The sequence below is a fragment of the Wolbachia endosymbiont (group A) of Colletes cunicularius genome, assembly GCF_964264715.1.
In the GTDB taxonomy this organism is placed as follows: Bacteria; Pseudomonadota; Alphaproteobacteria; order Rickettsiales; family Anaplasmataceae; genus Wolbachia.
This window is the reverse complement of sequence record NZ_OZ183471.1, coordinates 245,177-268,200: the sequence shown is the minus strand read 5'-3', so window position 1 is coordinate 268,200 and position 23,024 is coordinate 245,177. Positions and strand designations below refer to the sequence as shown.

Sequence of the window (23,024 nt, the reverse complement as noted above, 5' to 3'; positions counted from 1 at the left end):
AACTTATTAAATGTAATATATGTGTATAAGAGGTTTTGCAATTTAAATTTTGCTTATATTGTGCTACAATGAATTATTTATGCACTATTAAATTAAAAATGATGAGTAAACAAGATCTATTATCGTTGATGAAAGCAAGACACAGCGGACGTTCATACGATACTACAAGAGCAATATCTCAGGAAGACATGGATATTTTAATGGAAGCTGTAAGGCTGACTCCCTCATGTTTTGGTGATGAACCTTGGAGATATGTGATATGCAACAAACAGAACAATCAAAGCGCATGGGAAAAGCTGCTAAATTGTCTTGATGAATCTAATCAAAAATGGGCAAAAGATGCACAAGTGTTAATCATATCTTTAAGTGCTAAAAACTTCCGTAAACGAGGTAAAGGAGAAAATCTTTGGGCTAGTCATGATACTGGTGCAGCAAATTATGCACTTATGCTACAGGCTGCATCTGTGAACTTAATGGCTCATCAAATGGGTGGATTTGATAGAGATAAAATAGTAGAAAGATTCAACATATCCGATGATTTTAATGTAATGTCAGTGATAGCGGTTGGTTACGAAGAAGAGGGCGCTGAAACAAGTAAGAAAAAAAGAAGACCAATAGAAGAAATATTTTTTTATGACGAGTGGTCAAGGTCCTAAAAATTTTATCAAGATGCACGGTACTGGCAATAATTTTGTTATCATAGACTCACGTTCAACAAACAATTTAGACTGGAACTATAGACAAATTGCTGATCAAAGCAGTTGTGATCAAGTGATAATTATAACAATGTCTAATGCTGCAGACTGCTTTATACATATCTATAATGCTGATGGTAGTCGAGCTGAAATGTGCGGAAACGCAGCACGCTGTGTTGGATATTTGATAATGTCGGAAAAAGGTACTGAGTATATCACTATTGAGCTGGTAAACAAACGCATTTTAGAGTGTTTTAAAGTTGGTGATAAATCCATAAAGGTTAACATGGGTAAACCTTTGCTAAAATGGCATGAAATTCCCTTGTCTACTGATTGTGACACTCTTCACTTACCTATAGAGCTTGAAATGCTAAAAGATCCTGTTGCAGTAAATATTGGTAACCCTCATATAGTTTTTTTTGTTGATAACATAAGTGAAATACCATTGCGAAATTTAGGACCAAAGCTAGAAAATCACGTACTATTTCCTCAGAAAATTAATATTAGTATTGCACAAGTTGAAAAGTCTGGAGAAATAGCTTTAAGAGTTTGGGAAAGAGGTACAGGCATTACTGCATCATGCGGTAGTGCAGCCTGTGCAGCACTTGTTGCATCCACACTACGTGGATATCTGACTGCCCAACAGACTTCAGTAGATTTACCAGGAGGTAAGTTATTAATCGAATGGGCAAATAACGTATTCATGACCGGTGATATAGGATTTTTGTGATAATTGTTTTCACAATGCAAAACTACTTGACACCCTCTGCCAGCCATACGCGTCAAGTTAAGAAAATAAAGGTATGAAGAAGATAGGATAAGAAGATATAAGTTCTCTCGGATATATTTTAGTGAGAGAACTAATGATGAATAAAATAACTTGCTTATCAAATTACCTAAACAAATTTTTCAATGAAAGAGCAAATGAAGTATCAATTGAAACAGGATTTATAAAAAGGAAGAGAAAATTGAGTGGTTCATCATTCATAAAAGCTATAATTTTGGGTAATATAGGAGTTGCAAACTGCAGCATAGATACAATGTGCCAATTATTAAACGAAGCATCTGTAATAATAACAAAACAGAGTCTAGATTTGAGGTTTACTGAAGAGGCAGTGGAATTTATGAAAAGGATGTATAATGAATCTATGGCTTTATTTAAAAATACCCTGCAAATTGATTGTAGAATCTTGCAGCAATTTAAAAGCGTTAAGTTATTGGATAGTAGCTATATTAGCCTGCCTAACAGTATGGAGAATATGTATAAAGGATATGGTACCAGCTACAGCGGCTATGAAAGTAATACCAAGTCCGGGATAAAGTTGCAATTAGTTTTCGACTACTTAAATCAGACATTTGATCAATTAAATATAACGGAGGGAATAAGGTCAGATCAAGGGTATAGGAAACATTTGAGTAATATATCAAGTAACGATTTGCTAATATCTGATCTTGGTTATTTTGTGCCAAGTTCTTTTAAACAGATTAAGGAAATAGGAGCTTATTTTATTAGTCGTTATAAATCTGATACCAATATATATGATATAGAAACAAATCAAAAAATGGAGTTACTGGAATGTTTAGAGGGTAAGCTATTTTTAGAAACTGAGGTATTATTGGGAAAAGAAGCAAAGATTAGAGTAAGAATTATATGTCAAAAGCTAACTGAAGAACAGTCTATAGCCAGGAGAAGGAAGGCTAATAGATTAGCAAAATCACATGGATATACATCTTCCAAAAGGAATCAAAAGTTATTGAATTGGTCAATATTTATAACTAATGTTCCAAAAAGTAAAATTAGTGCTGAACAAGTATTAACAATTTACCGAGTAAGATGGCAAATTGAATTATTATTTAAATTATATAAGAGCCATATAGGACTTGATAAACTAAAAGGAAAACCATATAGGGTATTATGTGAATTATATGCTAAATTGTGTGCAATTCTTATATTTCATGGAATAGTTGGTTGTACAGAACTAAAAAAGGGCACAGAACTTAGTTTAACAAAGGCATTTATTGAGCTTAAAAGGCGAGTTAGAGAGCTATTCTTAACATTAAATTGTGTAGTCAGTAAAGTACAAATTTTCCTCAAAAAACTCATCTCAACCTGGTCAAAATTCTCCTTAAAAGACAAATATAGAAAAACAAGAATATCAACTTTGAGTGCACTAAATTTGCTCATTTTTCCTTAACTTGACGCGTATGGTCAGAAAACACTGGAATTTCATATATAGACACAACTCCCATTGCAGTTTGTCATGCAAAAAGAATATCCAAAAACAAAGTTTTTGCTGGAATTGCAAAATTAAGCAAGAGCACTTACGGCTGGTTTTTTGGTTTCAAATTACATATGGTAATCAATGAAAATGTTGAAATTCATGCACTTACGCTAACAAAAGGCAATGTTGATGATAGGATACCTGTGCCAAATCTGACGGAAAAATTAATCGGTCTTTTGTTTGGTGACAAAGGTTATATTGCAAAAGAGCTTTTTCAGAAGCTGTTTGACCGAGGTTTGAAACTTGTTACCAAGGTGAAAAAAGGTATGAAAAATACATTGATTTCGCTAAATGAGAAGATTTTACTGAGAAAAAGGTCTATCATTGAGACTGTTTTTGGTTACCTAAAAAATAGACTAGAAATTGAACACACTCGCCATAGATCCCCTGTTAATTTTTTGGTTCATATCTTTTCTACTCTCATTTCCTATTCCATCAAATCCACAAAGCCTTCTATTTCCTATACTTTCTTCCTTCCTTAATCCAGAATTCGCGTTATAAATAATCAAAGTTATTTCCCCATCGGTCAGTTAATGCTCACATATCATCAAAGTTAGCTATTCTCCATAGCGAAGTCTCTAGCTAGGAACAATGAGCCACAGATTAGTATGGTTTTGATGTTTTGGATAGAGGCTTTTAATATGTGATTTGATATTGCATCGCCAATTGATTCACATTCAACTGTTTTTATTCCTATGTTATTGGCTTTTTCCCTAATCAAATTTGTATTTGTTGCTTTAGGTTCAGACTTAACACAAACCGCACATAGTAGCTTGATATATGGCTTTAAGTGCTCTAAGAACTCTTCCACATTTCTGTTACGAGTAACACCAAAAATTATATAGATACCTTCAGCAAAATTATCTTTTACCCACTGAGATAGCACTCTAGCACCGTCATTATTGTGTGCACCATCTAAAAATAATTGCCAATCTTTCGGTAGTAGGGAAATTAAATTACCCTCTTTTATGAGCTCTAGTCGTGCAGGCCAGTAGGTACGCTGTAAACCTGAAGTGATATCCTCTTCTCCAATATCAAATCCATATTTTCCACTTAAAATACTACATGCTGCAATAGCATTGCCTGCATTAATCACCTGATGATCACCCTTTAAAGATGGCAAAGAAAATTCTATTGATTGAATAGCTGATTGAAAAATCATTTGAGCTCCAGCACGTGACCTCTCATTTTTTTGTTTCTGGATCCCAGTTTGGATGACAGATAGTCGTTTTTTGCAATTCCATTCAAGGCCTCCTCTATACAGAGGAGATTTCTTATTTATTGCGTGGTGTTCTAGCGTGTTCATTATAGATTTTTCTTGTGGTGCTATTACGCAAGGAACATTAGGTTTCATTATTCCAGCCTTTTCACCTGCTATAATTTCTATAGTAGGGCCAAGATATTCTGTATGATCAAGGGCAAAGGAAGTAATGATTGTTAAAATCGGACTATCTATAACATTTGTTGCATCAAGTCTTCCACCCATACCTACTTCAACTAAAGTTATATCGGCTTTATGACGAGAAAAAGCTAAAAAAGCTGCAATAGTTGCAGCTTCAAACAGAGTGATAGGTTGTTCTGCAATTACGGCACGGCATTCTTCTAATAAGCTATATAATTCATTATCGTCGATATAACTGCCTGCAATAACTATTCTTTCATTAAAATTCACCAAATGTGGAGAAGTGTATGTATGGACCTTATACCCTGCTGCTTGCATTATATATCTTATAAATGCTAGTGTTGAGCCTTTCCCGTTAGTACCAGCTATATGAATTACGGGAGGCATTTTTTTCTCAGGATTGTCCAATTTATTTAGAAAGCTTTTTATGCGATCAAGAGAAAAATCCTTTGGTCTACTACCAAGCGGTTTAGGCCAATGAGGCATATATATCATGGATTGTTATTGCATTTTAATTCAGCTATAACGCTTGCTATGCCATGCGTGTCGATTTTTTCACTAAATTGAGAACGTTGATTAATAGCAATACTTATTCCACTCATTACAACATCACTTATCAAGAAAGAACTGTTATTTTTAGTAACTTTAAAATCAATATTTGTAAATTCTTCATCACCGTAAGAAAATCTTGTACCAATTAAGCAAGTTTCATCGTCAACTGCTTTTGTACTCATTATGATCATTTCACTATCATGCATGTATTTATATAAAATTTTAACGCACAAACGCGTAAGATACACTTCATACTCTCTTAAAAAATCTTCTTTTTCTTTTTGTTTAACTAAAGCCCAATGTTTTCCTATAACGAATTGCGATATTCCTTTGAGGTTAACATTATTCTGAATGACCTCCTGAAGCTTTTCGTGTACATGCCCTAGGTTTTTTCTATTTCCTTTTGTAGATATACCATCCACTTGTTGCTTCATAGTATGCACAAAAATTTTGTGATCTGTACAATTAGTATAAGCACTTGAAGAAATTACAATAAAAACAACAATGATTAAAACTTTAGTAATATTCATAAGATATATTTATTAACTATGATACTTAGAATGCAAATTTAATAAAGATTAAATAATAATCGCTGACTTTAATATACCTATAGACATGCCCTGTGTAAATCATCTATAATTCAAGTAGGGGTCTGTGCTATGCGTTATGAGTTAAGTTAAATTTCCCGAGCGATAATTTCTAGAGAGGGGAATTGCCTCTGCTGGTTTCGTTGAAACTAATATGCGATGCCCACCTTAACTTCAGGTCTCAGGAATCTACTAAGGCTGACGGTAGATACGGATCCTTTTTTGATTGGTTTAACATTTATGCTTCATCAATGCAGAGAACAAGGTACCTTCCTATGTTCGCCTAATGAAGTATTCCAAATTGTAATTGATGTTGAAAGGTATCCTGATTTTGTTCCTTGGTGCAAAGCCGTTTATATAAAAGAAAAAATTGACAACCAAATGGTTGTGGATCTTCTCGCAGCTTTTCATGGAATTAAAGGAAAGTACACATCAGAAGTAACCTTTCTTTCTCCAAGTGGAACAAATGAAGGTTGGATAAAAGCTGTATCATCAAATGGAATATTTAAACATCTATACAATGAATGGCAATTCATTCCCATAGATGAAAATAAAACTATGGTAAAGTTTTATATAGAGTTTAAGTTTAAGTCCAACTCATTTTCCACTTTATTAAACTCAGTATATAAATATACACAGAGTAAAATAATTGCTGCATTTAAAGATAGGGCTGAAAGCCTTGCTAAACAAAAGTTATCTTGACATTATTAATATAAATATGTAATTTTTTTAGTAAGTTAAGTGTTTGTATTGTAATGATTTTCAGACTATTGTTTTTACTAATTCTTATGAGTGTTAATTCTTATGCAGTTGTTAAATCCAGTAACCAACATATTCAAAAAGAAACTAATGAAATAACATCAAAGGAGTTACTATCACTATTACCTGATGATAAATTATTAGGAGATCCAAAAGCACCAATTCTAATGATAGAATATGCTTCATTAACTTGCTATCACTGCTCTCTTTTTCATAAGAATGTTTTTCCTAAAATTAAAGAGAAATATATAGACACAGGTAAGATGTTATATATATTTCGTCATTTTCCTTTGGATTACAGAGGGCTAAAGGCTGCAATGCTAAGTCATTGCTACGAAAAACAAGAAGACTACTTTAATTTTAACAAAGCTGTTTTTAACTCAATAGATTTGTGGAATTACTACAATTTAAGTGATTTGACTTTACTACAAAGAATTGCTGCACTAAGCAACTTAAAGCAAGATGCATTTAACCAATGCATTAATGATAAGAAAATTATGGATAAAATCGTAAATGATAAATCACTGGCAATCAATAAACTTGGTATCACAGCCACTCCAATATTTTTTATCAAGCTTAACGATGGTAAGTCATATATAGAGCATAATAAAGTTAAACATGAAGGGTATAAAGAGCTGAAATATCTCACTGATGTGATAGATAAATTATATGGAAAAGCTATAGTGAAGTAATACCACTGTAGCTTACCATATAAAAGACTCTATGCTGAGTCATTGTTTTTCACTACTGTTTGTTGTTTTTTACGCTCAAACTCTCTTTTTTTACTGTGCCAAGTGTAGTAATACATAGCGATTTTATTCTCTATTAATACTATTGTCCCATCATAAAACTGAACCATATCCATAACTTTTCTCTGAGCTTCATTAAAACGTTCTTTATACTTTTCACGATAAGCTGGATTATGTAGTAACATAACCCCTTCATTCTTGTTAGATTTTTTGTTTAGCGTTTCAACTTCACTAGCAATAGTATAAGACATATAACCCCCTCTAATTGATTATAAAAATTATATTTTAAAAAGAGAAATGCGCATAAACAATCCCTTTAATTCTAGTATAATAATCGATTGCTTATTATGCTAGTTAACCATGGTACGATATATAATAATTTTTGTCACTTAAAATTTTATACTATGAAATAATAACTTAAAATAAATGTTTTTATTATTTTAAACTATATTATTATGTTTATAAATTGTGTATGAATTAAGCCTCCCTAATTTATAATATAAAACGTAATGCGTAATAATTCTAGTATAAAATTGTCATATATAAGAAATCTATTTGCAAAAGAATATAAAAAAATAGAAGAATATTGTATTCTTGAAAAAAAGCAACATATTCATATTGGCCCTGAAGAAGGAAAGCTATTAAGTTTATTTATAAAAATCCATAAAATCAAAAGTATTGTTGAGGTTGGCACATTATACGGTTATTCGTCGATTTGCATGGCAAAAGCTCTACTAGAAGACGGTCATATATATACAATAGAAAATAATCCTCAACACTCAAGAATAGCAAAAAAAAATTTTAGTGCTTTTAATCTAAGTGATAAAATTACTCTAATAGAAGGCGATGCACTGGAAAAAATTAATGAATTATCAGCAAAGGCACCATTTGACATGATATTCATCGATGCTGACAAAAGTAGTTATCCTAAGTATTTAGATTGGGCAGAGTCATACATTAAACAAGATGGGCTAATCGTTGCAGATAACACTCTATTGTTTAATACAGTATTTTTAGAATCGCCTCCAAAAGAAGTATCAGAAAAATCATGGCATGCTATGAGGGAGTTTAATAATAGATTATCAGATGAAAAGAAATATTTTTCTATATTGATTCCAACTGATGAAGGAATGACTGTAGCTTTAAAGCTAACATAAGTTAAAAATCAAGGTCAGCGTAATGTTTAGGAGGGGTTAAACCGGAAACTCTCTCTAATAATATCTCACGAAAACAAGGCTTTGATTTAACAATGGAGTACCATTCTTTTAAAATTTTACTTTTTTCCCATGGAAAACTACTTACATAATCCATTACGGAAATATGCGATGCTAAAGCAATATCAGCTAAAGTAAACTTATCAGTTGCAAGCCAAACGTTCTTGTTAATTAAGTGTTCGATGTATTCCATATGGCAAGGCAGGTTATGCTGAGCTGCATGAAGAAATCTAGAGTCAGGGCTGCGGTTGGTAATTACTTTTTCATTCATAATATACTTAGTAACTTCATTGTAAAATTTGTTGTCGAACCAATTGATTAGAGCGCGTATTTTAGACTTAATAATAGTGGATGAACCAAGTAATTTGACGTCGCTATTGTAAGTCTCTTCTATATATTCACAAATGGCATTACTATCCGCTATTACAAAGTTATTATCTATTAATACTGGTACTTGCCCAGTTGGATTGATCTCCATAAATTCATTCCGTTTTTCCCACGGATTTTCATACACTAGATCGCAGCCTAATTTTTTTTCTTTTAGAAAAGTTCTAACTTTTCGTGAAAATGGACAAAGAGGAAAATGATATAAAATCATAATATTCCTCTTTTGTTATCCCAGTACCTATAGGTTGTTATTCCAGTGTGTGACACTGAAATCCACATCTTTTTTCTCTGGATCCAAGTTGTAATGACAAGAGAAGAGTATTTTAGGTAACAGTTGTTTACTCCAAAGTAATGTTGCAAGAGATCTAACATATAAATTATTAAGGTTAATATAGGATATACCTTGCTAAATAAAAAAAAAAGTATAATATTTTGTAAGGTATGCAGGCAAAAACTCTGTAATTTGGTCAGATCAGAAATGAAGCAGCCATATCAGAACCTTTTTGGGTTGCATACCTATTTCATTATTTGTTTTATCCGAGGCTATGAATATAGCATTAAAACATCGTCCTAGTAGCTTCAAAGATCTAGTAGGTCAAGATATATTAGTGCGTGTATTAGAAAATGCTTTTATTTTAAACAAAATCCCACAATCTATACTGCTCTCTGGTAGTAGTGGAGTTGGTAAAACCACCACTGCAAGGATAATAGCTTTATGTTTGAATTGTTCCCTGGGGCCAATTTTTGAACCTTGCGGATCATGTGAAAATTGTCTAGCAATAAAAAATTCAAGCCATCCAGATGTAATTGAAATCGATGCAGCAAGTCACACTAGCATTGACGATGTTAAAGTAATCCTGGGAGATATTTGCTATTCACCTATAAGCTCTAAATTCAAAGTCTACATTATAGATGAAGTACACATGTTATCCAGCAGTGCATTTAACGCATTACTTAAAACCCTAGAAGAGCCACCATCTAGTGTAAAATTCATTTTAGCAACTACAGAAATAAAAAAGATACCAATAACTATTATTGCACGTTGTCAAAGATTTGATTTACACAACATTCCTGTAGCTAAAATAGTAGAACGTTTAAATGATGTTGCACAAAAAGAGAGTTATTCCATTGAAAAGGGAGCATTAGAGTTAATTGCACGACATTCTGGAAATTCAATGCGTAACGCCTTGTTTTTGATGAATCAAGCAGTGCTATATAGCAAAGATGGTGCAATATCCACTAAAAATGTGATAGACATACTTGGCCTAGTGGATAAAGATATTATATTCGATCTATTAGGAGCAATATTAGAAGATGATTTACAGAAAGCTCTATCAGTGTTTGACAAGGCGATAAAAACAGCAAACCCACTTAGTATTTTTGAAGGTCTATTGCAAACAATTCAGTTAGTATGCCGTTTTTTGATTACAAAAGAAATTGATAATGCAGTTACAGAGTATGAAAAGAATAGGATAAAAGATTTAAGTATAAAGAAGTCTTTAATATTTTTTTCGAGATTGTGGAAGGTGTTGCTTAAAGGTATTCAAGATATAAAAACTTCAACATGCAACGATGTTGCTGCTGAAATGATGTTAATTAGCCTCTGTTATCTTTCTGATCTGCCTTCTCCGGAACAAGTGGTCAAAAAAATTCTTTCGCAGAGTGCACAGCAGGGAAATACGCATAGTATAGGAAATGAACAGCAACAAAATTATGATTTTGACAAAGTTTTGCAACTATTAAGGCGGAGTAACCAAATTTATCTTTACAAACAACTGTGTAATAATCTACAATTAATAGATTGTAAACCTGGATATTTAAAATTAAAAGCTGTATCTAAGTTGGATAGTAATTTTTGCAATGATTTAAAAAATTACTTAAACCAGGTGACTCAGCAGGAGTGGGTTATTACAGTTGATACGGGTTATATAAATAGGGAAGTGAGTAATTTAAATTATGCACCTGCAGTTAAGGATATACTTGATACATTTAAAGGTGCAAAAGTAGTTAATATAGAAAATAAGGAGTAAGTTGTGGATTTTAGTCAAATAATGAAACAAGCGCAAGAGATGCAAAAAAAGCTTGCAGAAGCTCAAGAAAAATATGTTGGGAAAGAGTTTCAAGGTATTTCTGGTGGTGGCAAAGTTTCTGTATTAGTGGAAGTCATAAAAATAGGTAGCTATAAAGCTAAAAAGGTGAACATAGACTTAGAACTTATGAGAAATGAGGAAAAAGATATAGTAGAGGATTTAGTAACAGCAGCGTTTAATGATGCCGTTAAAAAAGCAGAAGAAGATATGGCAAATGCAACTTCTGATCTTGCAGGTATGATGGGTTTACCACCTGGGTTCAAACTTCCTTTTTGAATTTACTACTGAAGTTTCTTTTAGTGTAATAGCTAAGTATTTTTTTTCTAATATTTCTAATACTAGTACTCCTTTATATAATGCACCTATAGCTAGCACAACCCTACGTCATATCGTCGCGGATAGATCCCGCTAACACGTAGCGGAATGACGAGATCTTTCGATAGTAAATCTTACCTGTGTTAGCTATACCAAAAAATCAAGAGTAAAAAAGTCGTGTAACTCTATTTATTCATTAATAAAATCTTTGTCTTTTCCCAAAAATTAGTTAAAATGTAGAATATTTTGTGTTATTAAGTTAGCACTTGACTTAACTTTAGTTGTTACTTAGACTGCTAAGGTGGAATTTTAATTTTTTTACGAGGACAATTATGCATTATAAAAAGTTTTTTTCAGCAGCTGCTTTAGCAACGTTGCTAAGTTTATCAAACTCTGCTTTTTCAGATCCTGTTGGTCCAATAAGTGATGAAGAAACTAGCTACTACGTTCGTTTGCAATACAACGGTGAAATTTTACCTCTTTTCACAGACATTGGAGGTATTACCTATAAGAAAGACAATAGTGATTACATTCCATTAAAAGCGTCTTTTATAGCTGGTGGTGGTGCATTTGGTTACAAAATGGACGACATCAGGGTTGATGTTGAAGGAGTTTATTCATACCTAAACAAAAATGATGTTACAGGTGCACAATTTACGCCAGCAGATACTATTGCAGACAGTTTAACAGCAATTTCAGGGCTAGTTAATGTTTATTACGATATAGCAACTGAAGATATGCCTATCACTCCATACATTGGTGCTGGTGTTGGTGCAGCGTATCTTAGCACTCCTTTGAAAACCGCTGTGAATGGTCAAAACAGTAAATTTGGTTTTGCTGGTCAAGTAAAAGCTGGTGTTAGTTATGATGTAACTCCAGAAGTCAAACTTTATGCTGGAGCTCGTTATTTTGGTTCTTATGGTGCTAATTTCGATACAAGCACTGGTGAGAAAGACAAAGGAGGACATACAGTTCTTTACAGCACTGTTGGTGCAGAAGCTGGAGTAGCGTTTAATTTCTAGTCTATCTCAGTCTTGTTATCCCAGTGGGTTTTTTCTTGTCATTCAAGTAGCATGACACTGGGGTGGCTTTGTTGCATAGCAGCAGAAAAACTAGTGATTACTGACTAAATTCATTATAAAGTGACGATTTAAGGATAAGTATGCCACAAAAAATGAGAGTCAGTAACCATAGAGGGTATAACAAATTTCTAGAAAAAAGAGGAAATATTTTTCATTATATCAACGAAGCCATAGAAAATTGGTATGAAATTGGGCCAAAAATGCAGGGTAGCAACTATATTTATAGTGATAAAGTTGTGATTTTGGTGCATATAATCGTTAATCTTTTTAGAATTGGCTTAAGACAAACAGTCGGGTTTATAAAATGATATTTGCAACGCATTGGTGTGCCTAAATTTGAAATAGTCGCATAAAATTATTTACTCTGGAAAAAACTTACGTTGCTATGCAACAAAGCCATCCCAGTGTCTGCTGCTTGCATAGCATTTATCTACCAAACAATGGTCATGCAAGAGGCTTAATGACTTTGCTTGGATGTGTGATATAATTTAAATTGTAAGGTCTAAAAAATACTAGCATGAATGAAGTGATAACATTTGGTTGTCGTCTAAATTTTTACGAGAGTGAGTTAATCAAAGAAGCATTAAAAAAAGCAGAAAGAAAAAATGTTGTTGTGGTACATAGCTGTGCAGTGACAAACGAAGCAGAACGTCAGGTAAAGCAAAAAATACGTAGGATCTATAAAAACGACCCAAGTAAAGAAATTATCGTAGTTGGTTGTGCTGTTCAGTTGGATCCAGAAGTTTACAGTAGCATTCCTGGTGTAAGTAAAGTGCTCGGTAATCAAGATAAGCTAAAAGCTGAAAATTACTTACTAAATGACGATAAAATCTTAGTCAGTGATAACCAAGTAAACAAATCAGAACCTGTTCTAATTAATGGATTTGAAGATAAATCAAGGGCATTTATTGAAATTCAAAATGGTTGTAATCATAGCTGCACATTTTGCTCAATCACTGAGGCAAGAGGGAATAATCAATCTGTGCCAATAAACAGTATTATAGAGCAAATTAGGATCTTTGTAGAAAATGGATATCAAGAAGTAGTGTTTACAGGTGTTGATATTACTGACTTTGGTACAGATTTGTTTGCTAAGCCATCACTTGGTTCAATGATTAGGAGAGTTTTAAAAGATATACCAGAGTTGAAGAGGCTAAGACTTTCCTCTATCGATGTTGCTGAAGTTGACGACGAATTAATGGATTTAATAGCTAATGAGTCAAAACTTATGCCTCATTTACACTTGAGTCTACAATCTGGCAATAATTTGATACTAAAGAGAATGAAACGTCGTCACAACAGAGAACAAGTGATAGAATTTTGTCATAAAATGAAGAACTTGAGGCCTAATATAGCATTTGGTGCTGATATTATTGCTGGATTTCCAACAGAAACTGACGAAATGTTTCAGGATACAGTTGATCTTCTGAAGGAAACAAATATAGTTTACCTACATGCTTTTCCATATTCAGAGCGGAAAAATACACCTGCTGCACGGATGCCGCAAGTACCAGAGAATGTGCGTAAAGAACGAGTAAAAAATTTAAGAGAAATGAATAGAGAAATGATGAGTAGCTTTTATCAATCTTTGATAGGCACTGAACAAAGTGTTCTGGTTGAGCAAAATAATGTCGGTAGAACAGAAAATTTTGCATTAGTAAAGCTTGAATCAAAAGCTCAAGCCAAGAGTATTGTGAAAGTTAATGTTAAAGGAGTGGAAAATAATTATCTAATTGGAAATATTTTTTCTTAATTTTTGTACATTGAAGAAATATACGATATAGTAATTATACTGTAAATGATAATTGTGAATTCATTTATGATAACTAGAGTATCTGTTACTTTATTTTTGATTTTCATTTCATGTGTCTATTTTTTTATTACTTATATTAGTAATGATACACACATTGAGCAAGTACAACCCTTAAAATTAGAAACAGACAATAATAAAAGTGTGATACGTTCTGAGGAGGTTACTGCAAAAGAAATACCAATAAAATATCAAGAACTTGAAAGTAGTCCACCTTCTGTTTTCCAAGCAGATGATCAGAAAAATATGTGGCCACGCATTCCAGATCAAGCTGAGCCTACAAAAGAAAAATCAAAAAAACTTGATTTCTATTTTAATGCTAACGGCGGTAAGATATATAATGATAATTCAAAAACATTTGTAAAGGGCATTAAAGAAATAGGGCAATGGTTTATTGATTTAATTGATACAGTTGATCCTGATCTTTCTTGGGAATACAAATTAGGATTAATACTTGTCAAAGCGGGATTAGTAGATAAAATTGAGAATATACTGAAGTTTAAGGGTGAAATTGATTTTCAGTGGCTTGGAAGTGTGTCTTTAGGTTACTATGCTGGGAAAAATGGCCGAGTTGATTTTGAAGCCATGTATTCTATAGCCAATATTGAAGATAGTAATTCTCCTCCGATATTTGATAAATCAGCAAGCGTGTTTGCATTTTTATTAAACCTTTATTATAACCCCAACATTCAAAATACGCAATTTGCTCCGTACATTGGTCTTGGTATAGGACCAACAGTTTTTAGATTAAAAAAGATTAATGGGTCACCCCAAAATTCAATGCCACTGAATGTTCCTTGGTTTGCTTATCAAATAAAGCTTGGTGTTGACTATTCAATAATTCCAGAAGTTAAAACCTTTCTCGGCTATCGTTACTTTAATGTCCCAACACCTATTGCAGACGACATATCCACTCATAATATTGAAGTTGGTTTGATATTTAATTTTTAGTAGTGATTTAATATATATATAAATTCTTATCTTTTCTATCTAACAAACCAAATGTTGGTACGATTGTTGCTTTCAAGAAGATGACGGTTTCTACTGTCTTGAAGTTGTTAGCCAGTTTTTTTGACTTTTGACGCAATAAGTTTTGGTTATCTTTTCTGTGCTCTATAAGCCCACCAATTACCATAACTTCGCCGCTCTTAATTTTTAACATAGAGTGCATTTCTCTGATTTCAACAATTGGAATGTCACTATTTAATTTCATTTTATTCTGCTGTGCAACATATTCTATATTTGGGTCTTTAGTGTAATTGTTAATTCTTGATAAGGTTGGGTGTATATCCATAAATATTTCGTTAGTATCAATGTTAATGCTTGGGTGGATTATTAACACCACACCTACTGGAGTGCTATTCATCTTGGTAATTAAGGCATGATAGGAGTTTCCGGTATCTTTCTGTATATCGGAAGTAAAATAGATATGGTTTTTAGTAAATGAAATCATTGCTTGCTGATTATTTATAGCATGTACTCTAGGGCTTGAAATTACATTTGAAGTGCCAAACTTGTCTAAAGTTTTTACTAAATTTCCTAAATCAGAATTCATTACCAGGCTAGTAATGGAATTATCTTGATTTGTTATAGATTTTGTTTCATTATGCAAATCATTTAAGTTGATACCAGAAAGGTATTTATCGTCTAATACAACTTCAACTATTTTGGCCTCTATCATTACTTGAGAAGACGCCAGTCTCTTAACTTTATTAATATATTCTTCAACAGCTTTATGAATATCCTTCCTGGCATTCAGAATAATGACACCAGCTTCTCTGTTGGATGAAAGAAATTCACCATCATCCACTCCATTAACATCCATTATTGCATTTAAGCCTTTTTCTAATGAACTCCATAAGTCACTGCTATATTGAGACTTTCTAACATTCCTGTCAGCATCGCTGCTTGTAACATTGCCACTAACGACAAAATTGCTTTGAGCAGAGTGTTGAATATTGATGAAGTCTACGTAATAATTTTGTGCGTATGGCAAATCCTGTTCAATTCTAATTACACCATTATTCATTGAGTAACGCAATTTGGCGCTGTTGGCTATACTCTGAATTACTTCATTTATATTCTTATCCTTTAGCTTTAAAATAATATTACCTGATATTTGGGGATCTATGTCTAAGTTAACGTCAGAAAGTTTTCCTATCTCAATCAGTAAATCCTTTACTGGTACTTTTTCATCAACATTAATAGAAAGAAACTGATTACCGGTTGTAAGATCGGGAAACTCTACCGGTAAAGGTATCATTTCTGGTATTGCTGGTTCATTATTCTCCAAAGGGGCATTGTATTGTTGCAACGAGTAATTGTGCTTATAATTGTCTATGTTAATAGGATATTGCTTGGTAGGTAGATGTGTACAAGAAATAATAAAAAGGAGTATTAAACATCTAAAAATAACCATGAGGGCAGCATACAAGTCTATACTAATAGTTTTCTATAAAAATGTTAAAAATGTATTTAATTTCATTTTCATTTACCTCGACGGTATAGCTATATATGTTTTTTTTGCACGCTCTATCTTGTATTTAAATGTAGATCAGCATATCCCTAATTTTTTTATATATTTTACTTCTTTCTCTATATTTCATAATAGGCTTGAAAATAAATGGTAAACCTATAATTGTTAAGCTTAGAGCTAGGGTTGAAAGTATACAACAGGCTTTGTGTTTACTATGTAGCTCTTTCAAGTAAAGCATCAAAAATCTACAGAATTTTTTGTAATTTTCTTCAATATTTTTTTTTCTATGAGCCTTGTCAATAAACATATCTATTGCAGTATAATCATTACTACAATTAATTGCTCCTTTTTCTATTAACAGCTGAGCTATATCAAAATAATCCTTTTGAATAGTAAGATGCAGAGGTGAAAAACCTTGTTGATCACAAATATTCATATTGGCTTTTACTGCTAACAACATTCTTACAATTTCTACATGGCCTTTTTTAGCTGCAAGTAGCAGAGGAGTTCTGTTGCATCTAGTGACGGCATTAACGTTTACCTTAAGCTCCAATAAGAACTTAACTGCTTTAGTATTACCATTATAGCTAGCTTTATGTAACCTGGTGTTACCGTTACAATCTTGGTCATCTGCTTCTATTCCCTTTGAAACAAGAAATGTTACCATCTTCCTATTATTATGCTCAATAGCGCAATCCAGTGCATCAAAGCCATGTTTGTTTTTTGTGCAAATAAACTCTTTAAGTTTAATTTTATCGTTACTTGCTTGCTGTTTTTTTGCAATAAGCTTTACTATTTGCATTTTGTTGTTATATGCTGCTAGAAAAAGCGTAGTATTATTTTCTGCATCTTTTGCTTCTATGTTTGCACCTTTCTTTATCAGATATTCTATAATCTCTGCTCTACTTTCATAATGTGTAGTACATTGATAAATGGTCAAAAATAAAGGAGTACAAAAGTTGTTATCTTCACATTCAAGATTTGCTCCGCTATCAATTAAAATCTGGACGCTTTTTTTAGAACCATATAGTGAAGCTATATGAAGAGGAGTATAGCCCTCTTTAGCGTCTTTTTCATTAATTTTTGCGCCTTTTGTTATCAAAAAATCTATTAATTCCGTGTCATCTTGTAGTGCAGCAAGGTGCAGTGGAGTGAATCCATTTTTATCCTTGGAATTAATTGTCAGCTGGTTAACAAAAAGTTTAGCAACTTTCTTGTGTCTATGCATAATGGCGTAATGCAGAGGGTTTCTATTTTCGTTGTCTACGACATTAAAATCAGCTTCGTGCTCTAGTAATGACTTTACTCCAACTAAATCGCCTTCTTTTGTGAACTTATGCAAGAGAGTGATTCCACTTGCATCTTTTGAGTTAATATCAAATCCATTTTCTACTAATTGGTTTATATCTTCCTCACGCGCCATATCACTTAAGTCTCTAATTGAACCCTTTTCGCGTTAATAATACTCCTACTTGATTAAGTTTAAATGAATCTGTGAGAAATGGCTAGGATACTATGCATTCTTGCATAACAAACTTTTGGCAGCGCGTTGGATGAAACAAAAAAACCACTTGACAAACTCCGCCAGCCCCCTTATTATGACAGTAAGGGTGTTTATGACTCAAAACTTGTTTTTGACCTGCAGGCTCAATGACAAAATTCAGTAAAAAACTTAGGGTATTTTTTGGCGGATTACATAAAATTATAGCGGCTGCATGTCTTTTTTATTTTTTCTACATTCAGCCAAATCGCGCTTATTTTAAGCGTTAGCACATTATTACAGCGCCACTTACAGTAATATAGAGTCAAAACTCGCACCACGGGGCTTCTTTTGCCTTTTTTTCCGCTTGGTAAATTTCTTAATGTTTGTAGCTAAAGCAATTTAAGAGACCGAAAATGGTCAGCGCTCCTTTTTTTGTCATCCTAGTGCCCCTATGATGTCATTCCAGTCTGGAATCTAGTTCTTATTGTACATTTACTTGGTGTAGAGTTAAGTTTTCTGGATCCCAGTGGGCTTTGTTGCATAGCGACTGAAAAAATCTGGTGGCTACTGACAAAATTCATTATAAAATAGCCATTTAACCTTTGAAGAAAAAATATGCCACAGAAAATGAAAGTCAGTAACCAAAACGAATATAACAAATTCCTTGAAAAAGGGGGAAATATTTTTCGTTACATCGATGAAGCTATCGAAAATTGGTATGAAAATAGTCCAAAAATGTAGGGCGGCAACTATATTTATAGTGATAAAGTTGTGATTTTGGTGCATATAATCGTTAATCTTTTTAGAATTGGCTTAAGACAAACAGTCGGGTTTATAAAAGGATATTTGCAACAAATAGGAAGAGATTTGGCAGTTATCAGCTATTCACAAGCATCAAAAGAAACTTGATATTAAGATCAATGATTGCAGAGTTGATAAAAATAATATGGAAGATATCGAAATTGCCATAGATAGCACAAGCATCAGCATTTATAACAACACTTCTGGCCACAGCAAGGAAAATAGCGAAAATAGAAAGTATCGCAGCTATGAACAAGTAAAGAAACTACACGTAATGTTGAATATAAACAGCAAAAAAGCCATAGCTGCAAAATACAGTAACGGTCTGATCACTATGGAGCTTGCGATTTGCTTAAAGAAGTTAATTTTCAGCATGCCATAAAAGCACTATATGCAGACAGAGCATATGACAGACATAAACTCTATAAATTGTGTGATGAATGCGGCATAAAGACAAAAATTCCTCCAAAAAACGATGCAGCAGAGCATCCAAAGTATGGCAGAGAGAAATGCTGCAATTAGACTAATAAAGTCATACAGCGAAGATGGAATGAAGAGGTGGAAAAGGCAAACAAACTACGGAAAAAGATCTTAGAGCCTGTCTTCAAACTAAGTAGAAAGGAGTTAAGAAGTGTGTTATAAGATATATTTTAAATGTACCCAAGCGATATAAGTGACAAAGAATGGAAGATAATAGAGCTATATTTTGAACCTAAAAAGACCGGTAGACCAAGAAAACATAGTATTAGAACAATTATTAACGCAATCCGCTATATGATGAGAACAGGATGTCAATGGAGACAACTGCCTAAAGATTTTCCACCATGGAAAACAGTGTATAGTTGTAATTAGCGATTGAAAAAAAGTGGAATATGGCAAGAGATTCATGATTTTCTAGTTAAAAAAGTAAGAGAGATAATTGGTAAGAATGAAACTCCATCAGTGGGAATAATAGATAGCCAATCAGTAAAAACGGGAATGTTCAAAAAAGTGTGTCAAACCGCATTTTTAGTTCAACTCAATTTTCAATCTATCTGGAAAGAAAATATCAAGTTGAGACATAGTTAAAGCCCAATTAGGCAGAGCCATAGTCCATTTTTGCTCTACCTTCTTTATAGCACAATATACCTGTTTATACAAGGCATTTGTGCTGGTAAATGAGCCCTTGGTTTTAGTGAATTTTCTGATCTGTCTGTGCAGCCCCTCAATTGGATTTGTGGTGTAAATTAGCCTTCTAACTGGGCTAGAATACTTGAAATAACCAGATAAATTTTCCCAATTGTTCTGCCACGATTTTATAACTAAAGGATACTTTTCTCCCCATTTTTCTTCCAGCTCAAGTAAGTAATTTTCAGCAATTTCTTTACTTGTAGCACGATATATTTTTTTCAAATCATTCATGAAAACTTTCACATCTTTGCTGGATACATATTTTAGTGAATTTCTTATCTGATGCACTATACATAGCTGTACTTCTGCTTTAGGAAACGCACTATTTATAGCTGCAGGAAAGCTTTTTAGCCCATCTACACATGCAATCAGAATATCTTCTACTCCTCTTTCTTTGAGGTCATTTAGCACTCCCAACCAAAAGTTAGCTCCTTCACTTTCAGCCAAATAAAAGCCCAGGACTTCTTTTCTGCCATTTTGGTCTATGCCCAATATATTGTACATACATTTACTTACGCAATGTCCATTCTCTTTGACCTTAAAGAACATCCCATCCATAAATACTATCGGGTATACTGATTGCAGTGGACGACTACGCCATTCATTGATTATAGGCAGTAATTTGTCGGTAATACTTTATATCTCTGCCGCCGATATTTTGTGATCATAAATTTCCTCAACGTGTGACGCTATATCTCTATAGCTCATACCACTGGCAAATGTGCTCAAAATCTTCGTTTCAAGCTCTGGATGTAAGCTTGTTTGCCTTTTTTTGACTATTTGCGGCTCAAAACTTCCTTCTCTATCCCTTGGCGTCAAAAGTTCAAATGAACCGGCACTTGTCCGTAAAGTCTTTCCATTTCTCCCATTTCTTCGATTATTCTCTTCACTTTCAGCTAATAAGTGGTTTTCTATTTCACCTTCCAAACTTGCCTCCAGCAGCTTTTTTATAAATGGTGTTAATGCTCCCTCCCTTCCTGTCAACGGTCTTCCTTCTCGTATAGACGACAGGATATTTGTTTCCAACTCTTTATAATCTACCAATCCGTTAGTTCTGTTTACTACTTTCTGACTCATTGTCAAACCTCCATTTTTTTATATCAATTTATTACTTTTTTTTCGGTTTGACACACTTTTTTGAACCATACGCGTCAAGTTAAGAAAATAAAGGTATGAAGAAGATAGGATAAGAAGATATAAGTTCTCTCGGATATATTTTAGTGAGAGAACTAATGATGAATAAAATAACTTGCTTATCAAATTACCTAAACAAATTTTTCAATGAAAGAGCAAATGAAGTATCAATTGAAACAGGATTTATAAAAAGGAAGAGAAAATTGAGTGGTTCATCATTCATAAAAGCTATAATTTTGGGTAATATAGGAGTTGCAAACTGCAGCATAGATACAATGTGCCAATTATTAAACGAAGCATCTGTAATAATAACAAAACAGAGTCTAGATTTGAGGTTTACTGAAGAGGCAGTGGAATTTATGAAAAGGATGTATAATGAATCTATGGCTTTATTTAAAAATACCCTGCAAATTGATTGTAGAATCTTGCAGCAATTTAAAAGCGTTAAGTTATTGGATAGTAGCTATATTAGCCTGCCTAACAGTATGGAGAATATGTATAAAGGATATGGTACCAGCTACAGCGGCTATGAAAGTAATACCAAGTCCGGGATAAAGTTGCAATTAGTTTTCGACTACTTAAATCAGACATTTGATCAATTAAATATAACGGAGGGAATAAGGTCAGATCAAGGGTATAGGAAACATTTGAGTAATATATCAAGTAACGATTTGCTAATATCTGATCTTGGTTATTTTGTGCCAAGTTCTTTTAAACAGATTAAGGAAATAGGAGCTTATTTTATTAGTCGTTATAAATCTGATACCAATATATATGATATAGAAACAAATCAAAAAATGGAGTTACTGGAATGTTTAGAGGGTAAGCTATTTTTAGAAACTGAGGTATTATTGGGAAAAGAAGCAAAGATTAGAGTAAGAATTATATGTCAAAAGCTAACTGAAGAACAGTCTATAGCCAGGAGAAGGAAGGCTAATAGATTAGCAAAATCACATGGATATACATCTTCCAAAAGGAATCAAAAGTTATTGAATTGGTCAATATTTATAACTAATGTTCCAAAAAGTAAAATTAGTGCTGAACAAGTATTAACAATTTACCGAGTAAGATGGCAAATTGAATTATTATTTAAATTATATAAGAGCCATATAGGACTTGATAAACTAAAAGGAAAACCATATAGGGTATTATGTGAATTATATGCTAAATTGTGTGCAATTCTTATATTTCATGGAATAGTTGGTTGTACAGAACTAAAAAAGGGCACAGAACTTAGTTTAACAAAGGCATTTATTGAGCTTAAAAGGCGAGTTAGAGAGCTATTCTTAACATTAAATTGTGTAGTCAGTAAAGTACAAATTTTCCTCAAAAAACTCATCTCAACCTGGTCAAAATTCTCCTTAAAAGACAAATATAGAAAAACAAGAATATCAACTTTGAGTGCACTAAATTTGCTCATTTTTCCTTAATTTGACGCGTATGGTTCAAAAAAGTGTGTCAAACCACATTTTTAACTCAACTCAATTTTCAATCTACCAGGAAAGAAAATATCAAGTTGAGATATAGTTAAAGCCCAATTAGGTATAGCCATAGTGGGAGTGTTAAATAAACCATACGCGTCAAGTTAATGCCCAATATAGCACCATTTAAAGTGGGTATCTTGTTTGTTACATTTATTTTTTGGGAAATTTTGATCTAAAATAAGATAATTCTTTTAGAAGAGTCTATAAATTACTAGCTTTATTACTTAATATCTAAAACAATCTTTACCACTTTTCTTTTTCCTTATGCTACTTTCCCTTAACTTGACGCGTATGGTTTATTTAACACTCCCGATAATCTCGTTATACCTGACTTGGAAACAAAAGAATCTTAATCCCTTTCAAAACCTTCTATCTATTGTCTCTTAAGCTACACCTCTGAACGGATACATATATTTCTAGACTCCTGATACAATGTTGAACATTTTTTTTGCATTTTGAACTCTATGGTATTTTGTTTAACATTGAAGCAAAAGTCCAGGCACTGCCTTTGTGTTTGAGGCAAAACCTGCTATAACACTTAACACACTGCCT

25 protein-coding genes, 2 other RNA genes and 2 pseudogenes are annotated in these 23,024 nt (G+C 33.0%); 22 read left to right on the top strand and 7 right to left on the bottom strand.

The annotated features are described in order from the left end of the window. Positions 1-68: 68 nt before the first annotated feature. The 4 genes and pseudogenes from ACFELZ_RS01545 to ACFELZ_RS01530 all read left to right on the top strand — a co-directional run. Positions 69-656: a nitroreductase family protein gene (locus tag ACFELZ_RS01545; protein WP_375316616.1), complete on the top strand. Its 588-nt coding sequence runs from the start codon at positions 69-71 to the stop codon at positions 654-656. Continuing rightward, positions 634-1,425 (top strand): diaminopimelate epimerase, encoded by a 792-nt coding sequence (gene dapF, locus ACFELZ_RS01540; protein ID WP_375316351.1) that lies wholly within the window; start codon positions 634-636, stop codon positions 1,423-1,425. Before ACFELZ_RS01545 ends, dapF begins: the two co-directional genes overlap by 23 nt. Before the next feature lie 136 nt (positions 1,426-1,561). After that, positions 1,562-2,890 (top strand): IS4 family transposase, encoded by a 1,329-nt coding sequence (locus ACFELZ_RS01535; RefSeq protein WP_375315862.1) that lies wholly within the window; start codon positions 1,562-1,564, stop codon positions 2,888-2,890. A 23-nt stretch (positions 2,891-2,913) separates the two neighbouring features. Continuing rightward, positions 2,914-3,459 (top strand): annotated as a pseudogene (locus ACFELZ_RS01530) (IS982 family transposase); the annotation flags it as partial. A gap of 71 nt (positions 3,460-3,530) precedes the next feature. On the opposite strand, the gene ACFELZ_RS01525 reads toward ACFELZ_RS01530, so the two are convergent. Together ACFELZ_RS01525 and ACFELZ_RS01520 are read right to left on the bottom strand one after the other, a co-directional pair. Then, a complete protein-coding gene (locus tag ACFELZ_RS01525; protein WP_375316350.1) occupies positions 3,531-4,874 on the bottom strand; it encodes a bifunctional folylpolyglutamate synthase/dihydrofolate synthase in 1,344 nt (447 codons plus the stop codon). Continuing rightward, positions 4,871-5,461 (bottom strand): phospholipid-binding protein MlaC, encoded by a 591-nt coding sequence (locus ACFELZ_RS01520; RefSeq protein WP_265033057.1) that lies wholly within the window; start codon positions 5,459-5,461, stop codon positions 4,871-4,873. Before ACFELZ_RS01520 ends, ACFELZ_RS01525 begins: the two co-directional genes overlap by 4 nt. A gap of 116 nt (positions 5,462-5,577) precedes the next feature. Between ACFELZ_RS01520 and ssrS the strand changes: the two genes are divergently transcribed. The 3 genes from ssrS to ACFELZ_RS01505 all read left to right on the top strand — a co-directional run bounded on the left by ssrS (position 5,578) and on the right by ACFELZ_RS01505 (position 6,969). Further along, a non-coding RNA gene (ssrS, locus tag ACFELZ_RS01515) (6S RNA) lies at positions 5,578-5,739 on the top strand. A 1-nt stretch (position 5,740) separates the two neighbouring features. Further along, a complete protein-coding gene (locus ACFELZ_RS01510) occupies positions 5,741-6,220 on the top strand; it encodes a type II toxin-antitoxin system RatA family toxin (protein ID WP_341812245.1) in 480 nt (159 codons plus the stop codon). Between the two features lie 53 nt (positions 6,221-6,273). Beyond that, entirely contained in the window at positions 6,274-6,969 is a 696-nt protein-coding gene (locus ACFELZ_RS01505; protein ID WP_375316349.1) for a DsbA family protein, read from the top strand. Between the two features lie 29 nt (positions 6,970-6,998). Here ACFELZ_RS01505 and ACFELZ_RS01500 read toward each other — a convergent pair whose 3' ends face one another. Then, positions 6,999-7,277: a DUF2671 domain-containing protein gene (locus ACFELZ_RS01500; RefSeq protein WP_253309235.1), complete on the bottom strand. Its 279-nt coding sequence runs from the start codon at positions 7,275-7,277 to the stop codon at positions 6,999-7,001. A 258-nt stretch (positions 7,278-7,535) separates the two neighbouring features. On the opposite strand from ACFELZ_RS01500, the gene ACFELZ_RS01495 reads away from it, so the two are divergent. Continuing rightward, positions 7,536-8,183: an O-methyltransferase gene (locus tag ACFELZ_RS01495; RefSeq protein WP_375316348.1), complete on the top strand. Its 648-nt coding sequence runs from the start codon at positions 7,536-7,538 to the stop codon at positions 8,181-8,183. Position 8,184: 1 nt separating this feature from the next. On the opposite strand, the gene ACFELZ_RS01490 is transcribed toward ACFELZ_RS01495, so the two are convergent. Next, a complete protein-coding gene (locus ACFELZ_RS01490) occupies positions 8,185-8,838 on the bottom strand; it encodes a glutathione S-transferase family protein (RefSeq protein WP_064125276.1) in 654 nt (217 codons plus the stop codon). Positions 8,839-9,057: 219 nt separating this feature from the next. On the opposite strand from ACFELZ_RS01490, the gene ffs reads away from it, so the two are divergent. The 7 genes from ffs (at position 9,058) to ACFELZ_RS01455 (ending at position 14,875) form a co-directional block, all read left to right on the top strand. Next, an RNA gene (ffs, locus tag ACFELZ_RS01485) (signal recognition particle sRNA small type) lies at positions 9,058-9,157 on the top strand. A gap of 15 nt (positions 9,158-9,172) precedes the next feature. Then, the gene (gene dnaX, locus ACFELZ_RS01480) at positions 9,173-10,657 is read left to right on the top strand and encodes a DNA polymerase III subunit gamma/tau (RefSeq protein WP_375316347.1); all 1,485 of its coding nucleotides are present in this window, start codon (positions 9,173-9,175) and stop codon (positions 10,655-10,657) included. 21 nt (positions 10,658-10,678) lie between these two features. Beyond that, positions 10,679-10,993 (top strand): YbaB/EbfC family nucleoid-associated protein, encoded by a 315-nt coding sequence (locus tag ACFELZ_RS01475; RefSeq protein WP_064125278.1) that lies wholly within the window; start codon positions 10,679-10,681, stop codon positions 10,991-10,993. A gap of 371 nt (positions 10,994-11,364) precedes the next feature. Then, a complete protein-coding gene (locus tag ACFELZ_RS01470) occupies positions 11,365-12,054 on the top strand; it encodes an acyloxyacyl hydrolase (RefSeq protein WP_375316346.1) in 690 nt (229 codons plus the stop codon). Positions 12,055-12,194: 140 nt separating this feature from the next. Continuing rightward, entirely contained in the window at positions 12,195-12,422 is a 228-nt protein-coding gene (locus ACFELZ_RS01465; protein ID WP_375316345.1) for a transposase, read from the top strand. 209 nt (positions 12,423-12,631) lie between these two features. Further along, on the top strand, positions 12,632-13,867 hold the full coding sequence (gene mtaB / locus ACFELZ_RS01460) for a tRNA (N(6)-L-threonylcarbamoyladenosine(37)-C(2))-methylthiotransferase MtaB (protein ID WP_375316344.1): 1,236 nt from the start codon (positions 12,632-12,634) through the stop codon (positions 13,865-13,867). A 66-nt stretch (positions 13,868-13,933) separates the two neighbouring features. After that, positions 13,934-14,875 (top strand): outer membrane protein, encoded by a 942-nt coding sequence (locus tag ACFELZ_RS01455; protein ID WP_375316343.1) that lies wholly within the window; start codon positions 13,934-13,936, stop codon positions 14,873-14,875. Positions 14,876-14,882: 7 nt separating this feature from the next. Here ACFELZ_RS01455 and ACFELZ_RS01450 read toward each other — a convergent pair whose 3' ends face one another. Further along, positions 14,883-16,343 carry a type II secretion system protein GspD gene (locus ACFELZ_RS01450; RefSeq protein ID WP_375316342.1) on the bottom strand — a complete coding sequence of 487 codons (1,461 nt, stop codon included), beginning with the start codon at positions 16,341-16,343 and terminating at the stop codon, positions 14,883-14,885. A gap of 124 nt (positions 16,344-16,467) precedes the next feature. Continuing rightward, positions 16,468-17,823, bottom strand: coding sequence for an ankyrin repeat domain-containing protein (locus tag ACFELZ_RS01445; protein ID WP_375316341.1), 1,356 nt, complete (start codon positions 17,821-17,823; stop codon positions 16,468-16,470). A 675-nt stretch (positions 17,824-18,498) separates the two neighbouring features. On the opposite strand from ACFELZ_RS01445, the gene ACFELZ_RS01440 reads away from it, so the two are divergent. The 6 genes from ACFELZ_RS01440 to ACFELZ_RS01415 all read left to right on the top strand — a co-directional run bounded on the left by ACFELZ_RS01440 (position 18,499) and on the right by ACFELZ_RS01415 (position 19,752). After that, positions 18,499-18,624 (top strand): hypothetical protein, encoded by a 126-nt coding sequence (locus ACFELZ_RS01440; protein WP_375316340.1) that lies wholly within the window; start codon positions 18,499-18,501, stop codon positions 18,622-18,624. Positions 18,625-18,654: 30 nt separating this feature from the next. Beyond that, on the top strand, positions 18,655-18,792 hold the full coding sequence (locus tag ACFELZ_RS01435) for a hypothetical protein (protein WP_375316339.1): 138 nt from the start codon (positions 18,655-18,657) through the stop codon (positions 18,790-18,792). Between the two features lie 37 nt (positions 18,793-18,829). Further along, on the top strand, positions 18,830-19,066 hold the full coding sequence (locus ACFELZ_RS01430; protein WP_375316338.1) for a hypothetical protein: 237 nt from the start codon (positions 18,830-18,832) through the stop codon (positions 19,064-19,066). Beyond that, positions 19,033-19,206 carry a hypothetical protein gene (locus ACFELZ_RS01425; protein ID WP_341812254.1) on the top strand — a complete coding sequence of 58 codons (174 nt, stop codon included), beginning with the start codon at positions 19,033-19,035 and terminating at the stop codon, positions 19,204-19,206. The genes ACFELZ_RS01430 and ACFELZ_RS01425 overlap by 34 nt, the downstream gene beginning before the upstream one ends. Positions 19,207-19,338: 132 nt before the next feature. Next, positions 19,339-19,536 carry a transposase gene (locus tag ACFELZ_RS01420; RefSeq protein ID WP_375315805.1) on the top strand — a complete coding sequence of 66 codons (198 nt, stop codon included), beginning with the start codon at positions 19,339-19,341 and terminating at the stop codon, positions 19,534-19,536. A 3-nt stretch (positions 19,537-19,539) separates the two neighbouring features. Beyond that, positions 19,540-19,752: a hypothetical protein gene (locus ACFELZ_RS01415; protein ID WP_375316337.1), complete on the top strand. Its 213-nt coding sequence runs from the start codon at positions 19,540-19,542 to the stop codon at positions 19,750-19,752. Here ACFELZ_RS01415 and ACFELZ_RS01410 read toward each other — a convergent pair. Next, positions 19,693-20,931: pseudogene (locus ACFELZ_RS01410) on the bottom strand (IS256 family transposase). The gene ACFELZ_RS01415 and the pseudogene ACFELZ_RS01410 sit on opposite strands and share 60 nt — an antisense overlap. Before the next feature lie 158 nt (positions 20,932-21,089). Here ACFELZ_RS01410 and ACFELZ_RS01405 point away from each other — a divergent pair. Next, positions 21,090-22,418, top strand: coding sequence for an IS4 family transposase (locus tag ACFELZ_RS01405; RefSeq protein ID WP_375315862.1), 1,329 nt, complete (start codon positions 21,090-21,092; stop codon positions 22,416-22,418). The last annotated feature ends 606 nt before the right edge of the window (positions 22,419-23,024 follow it).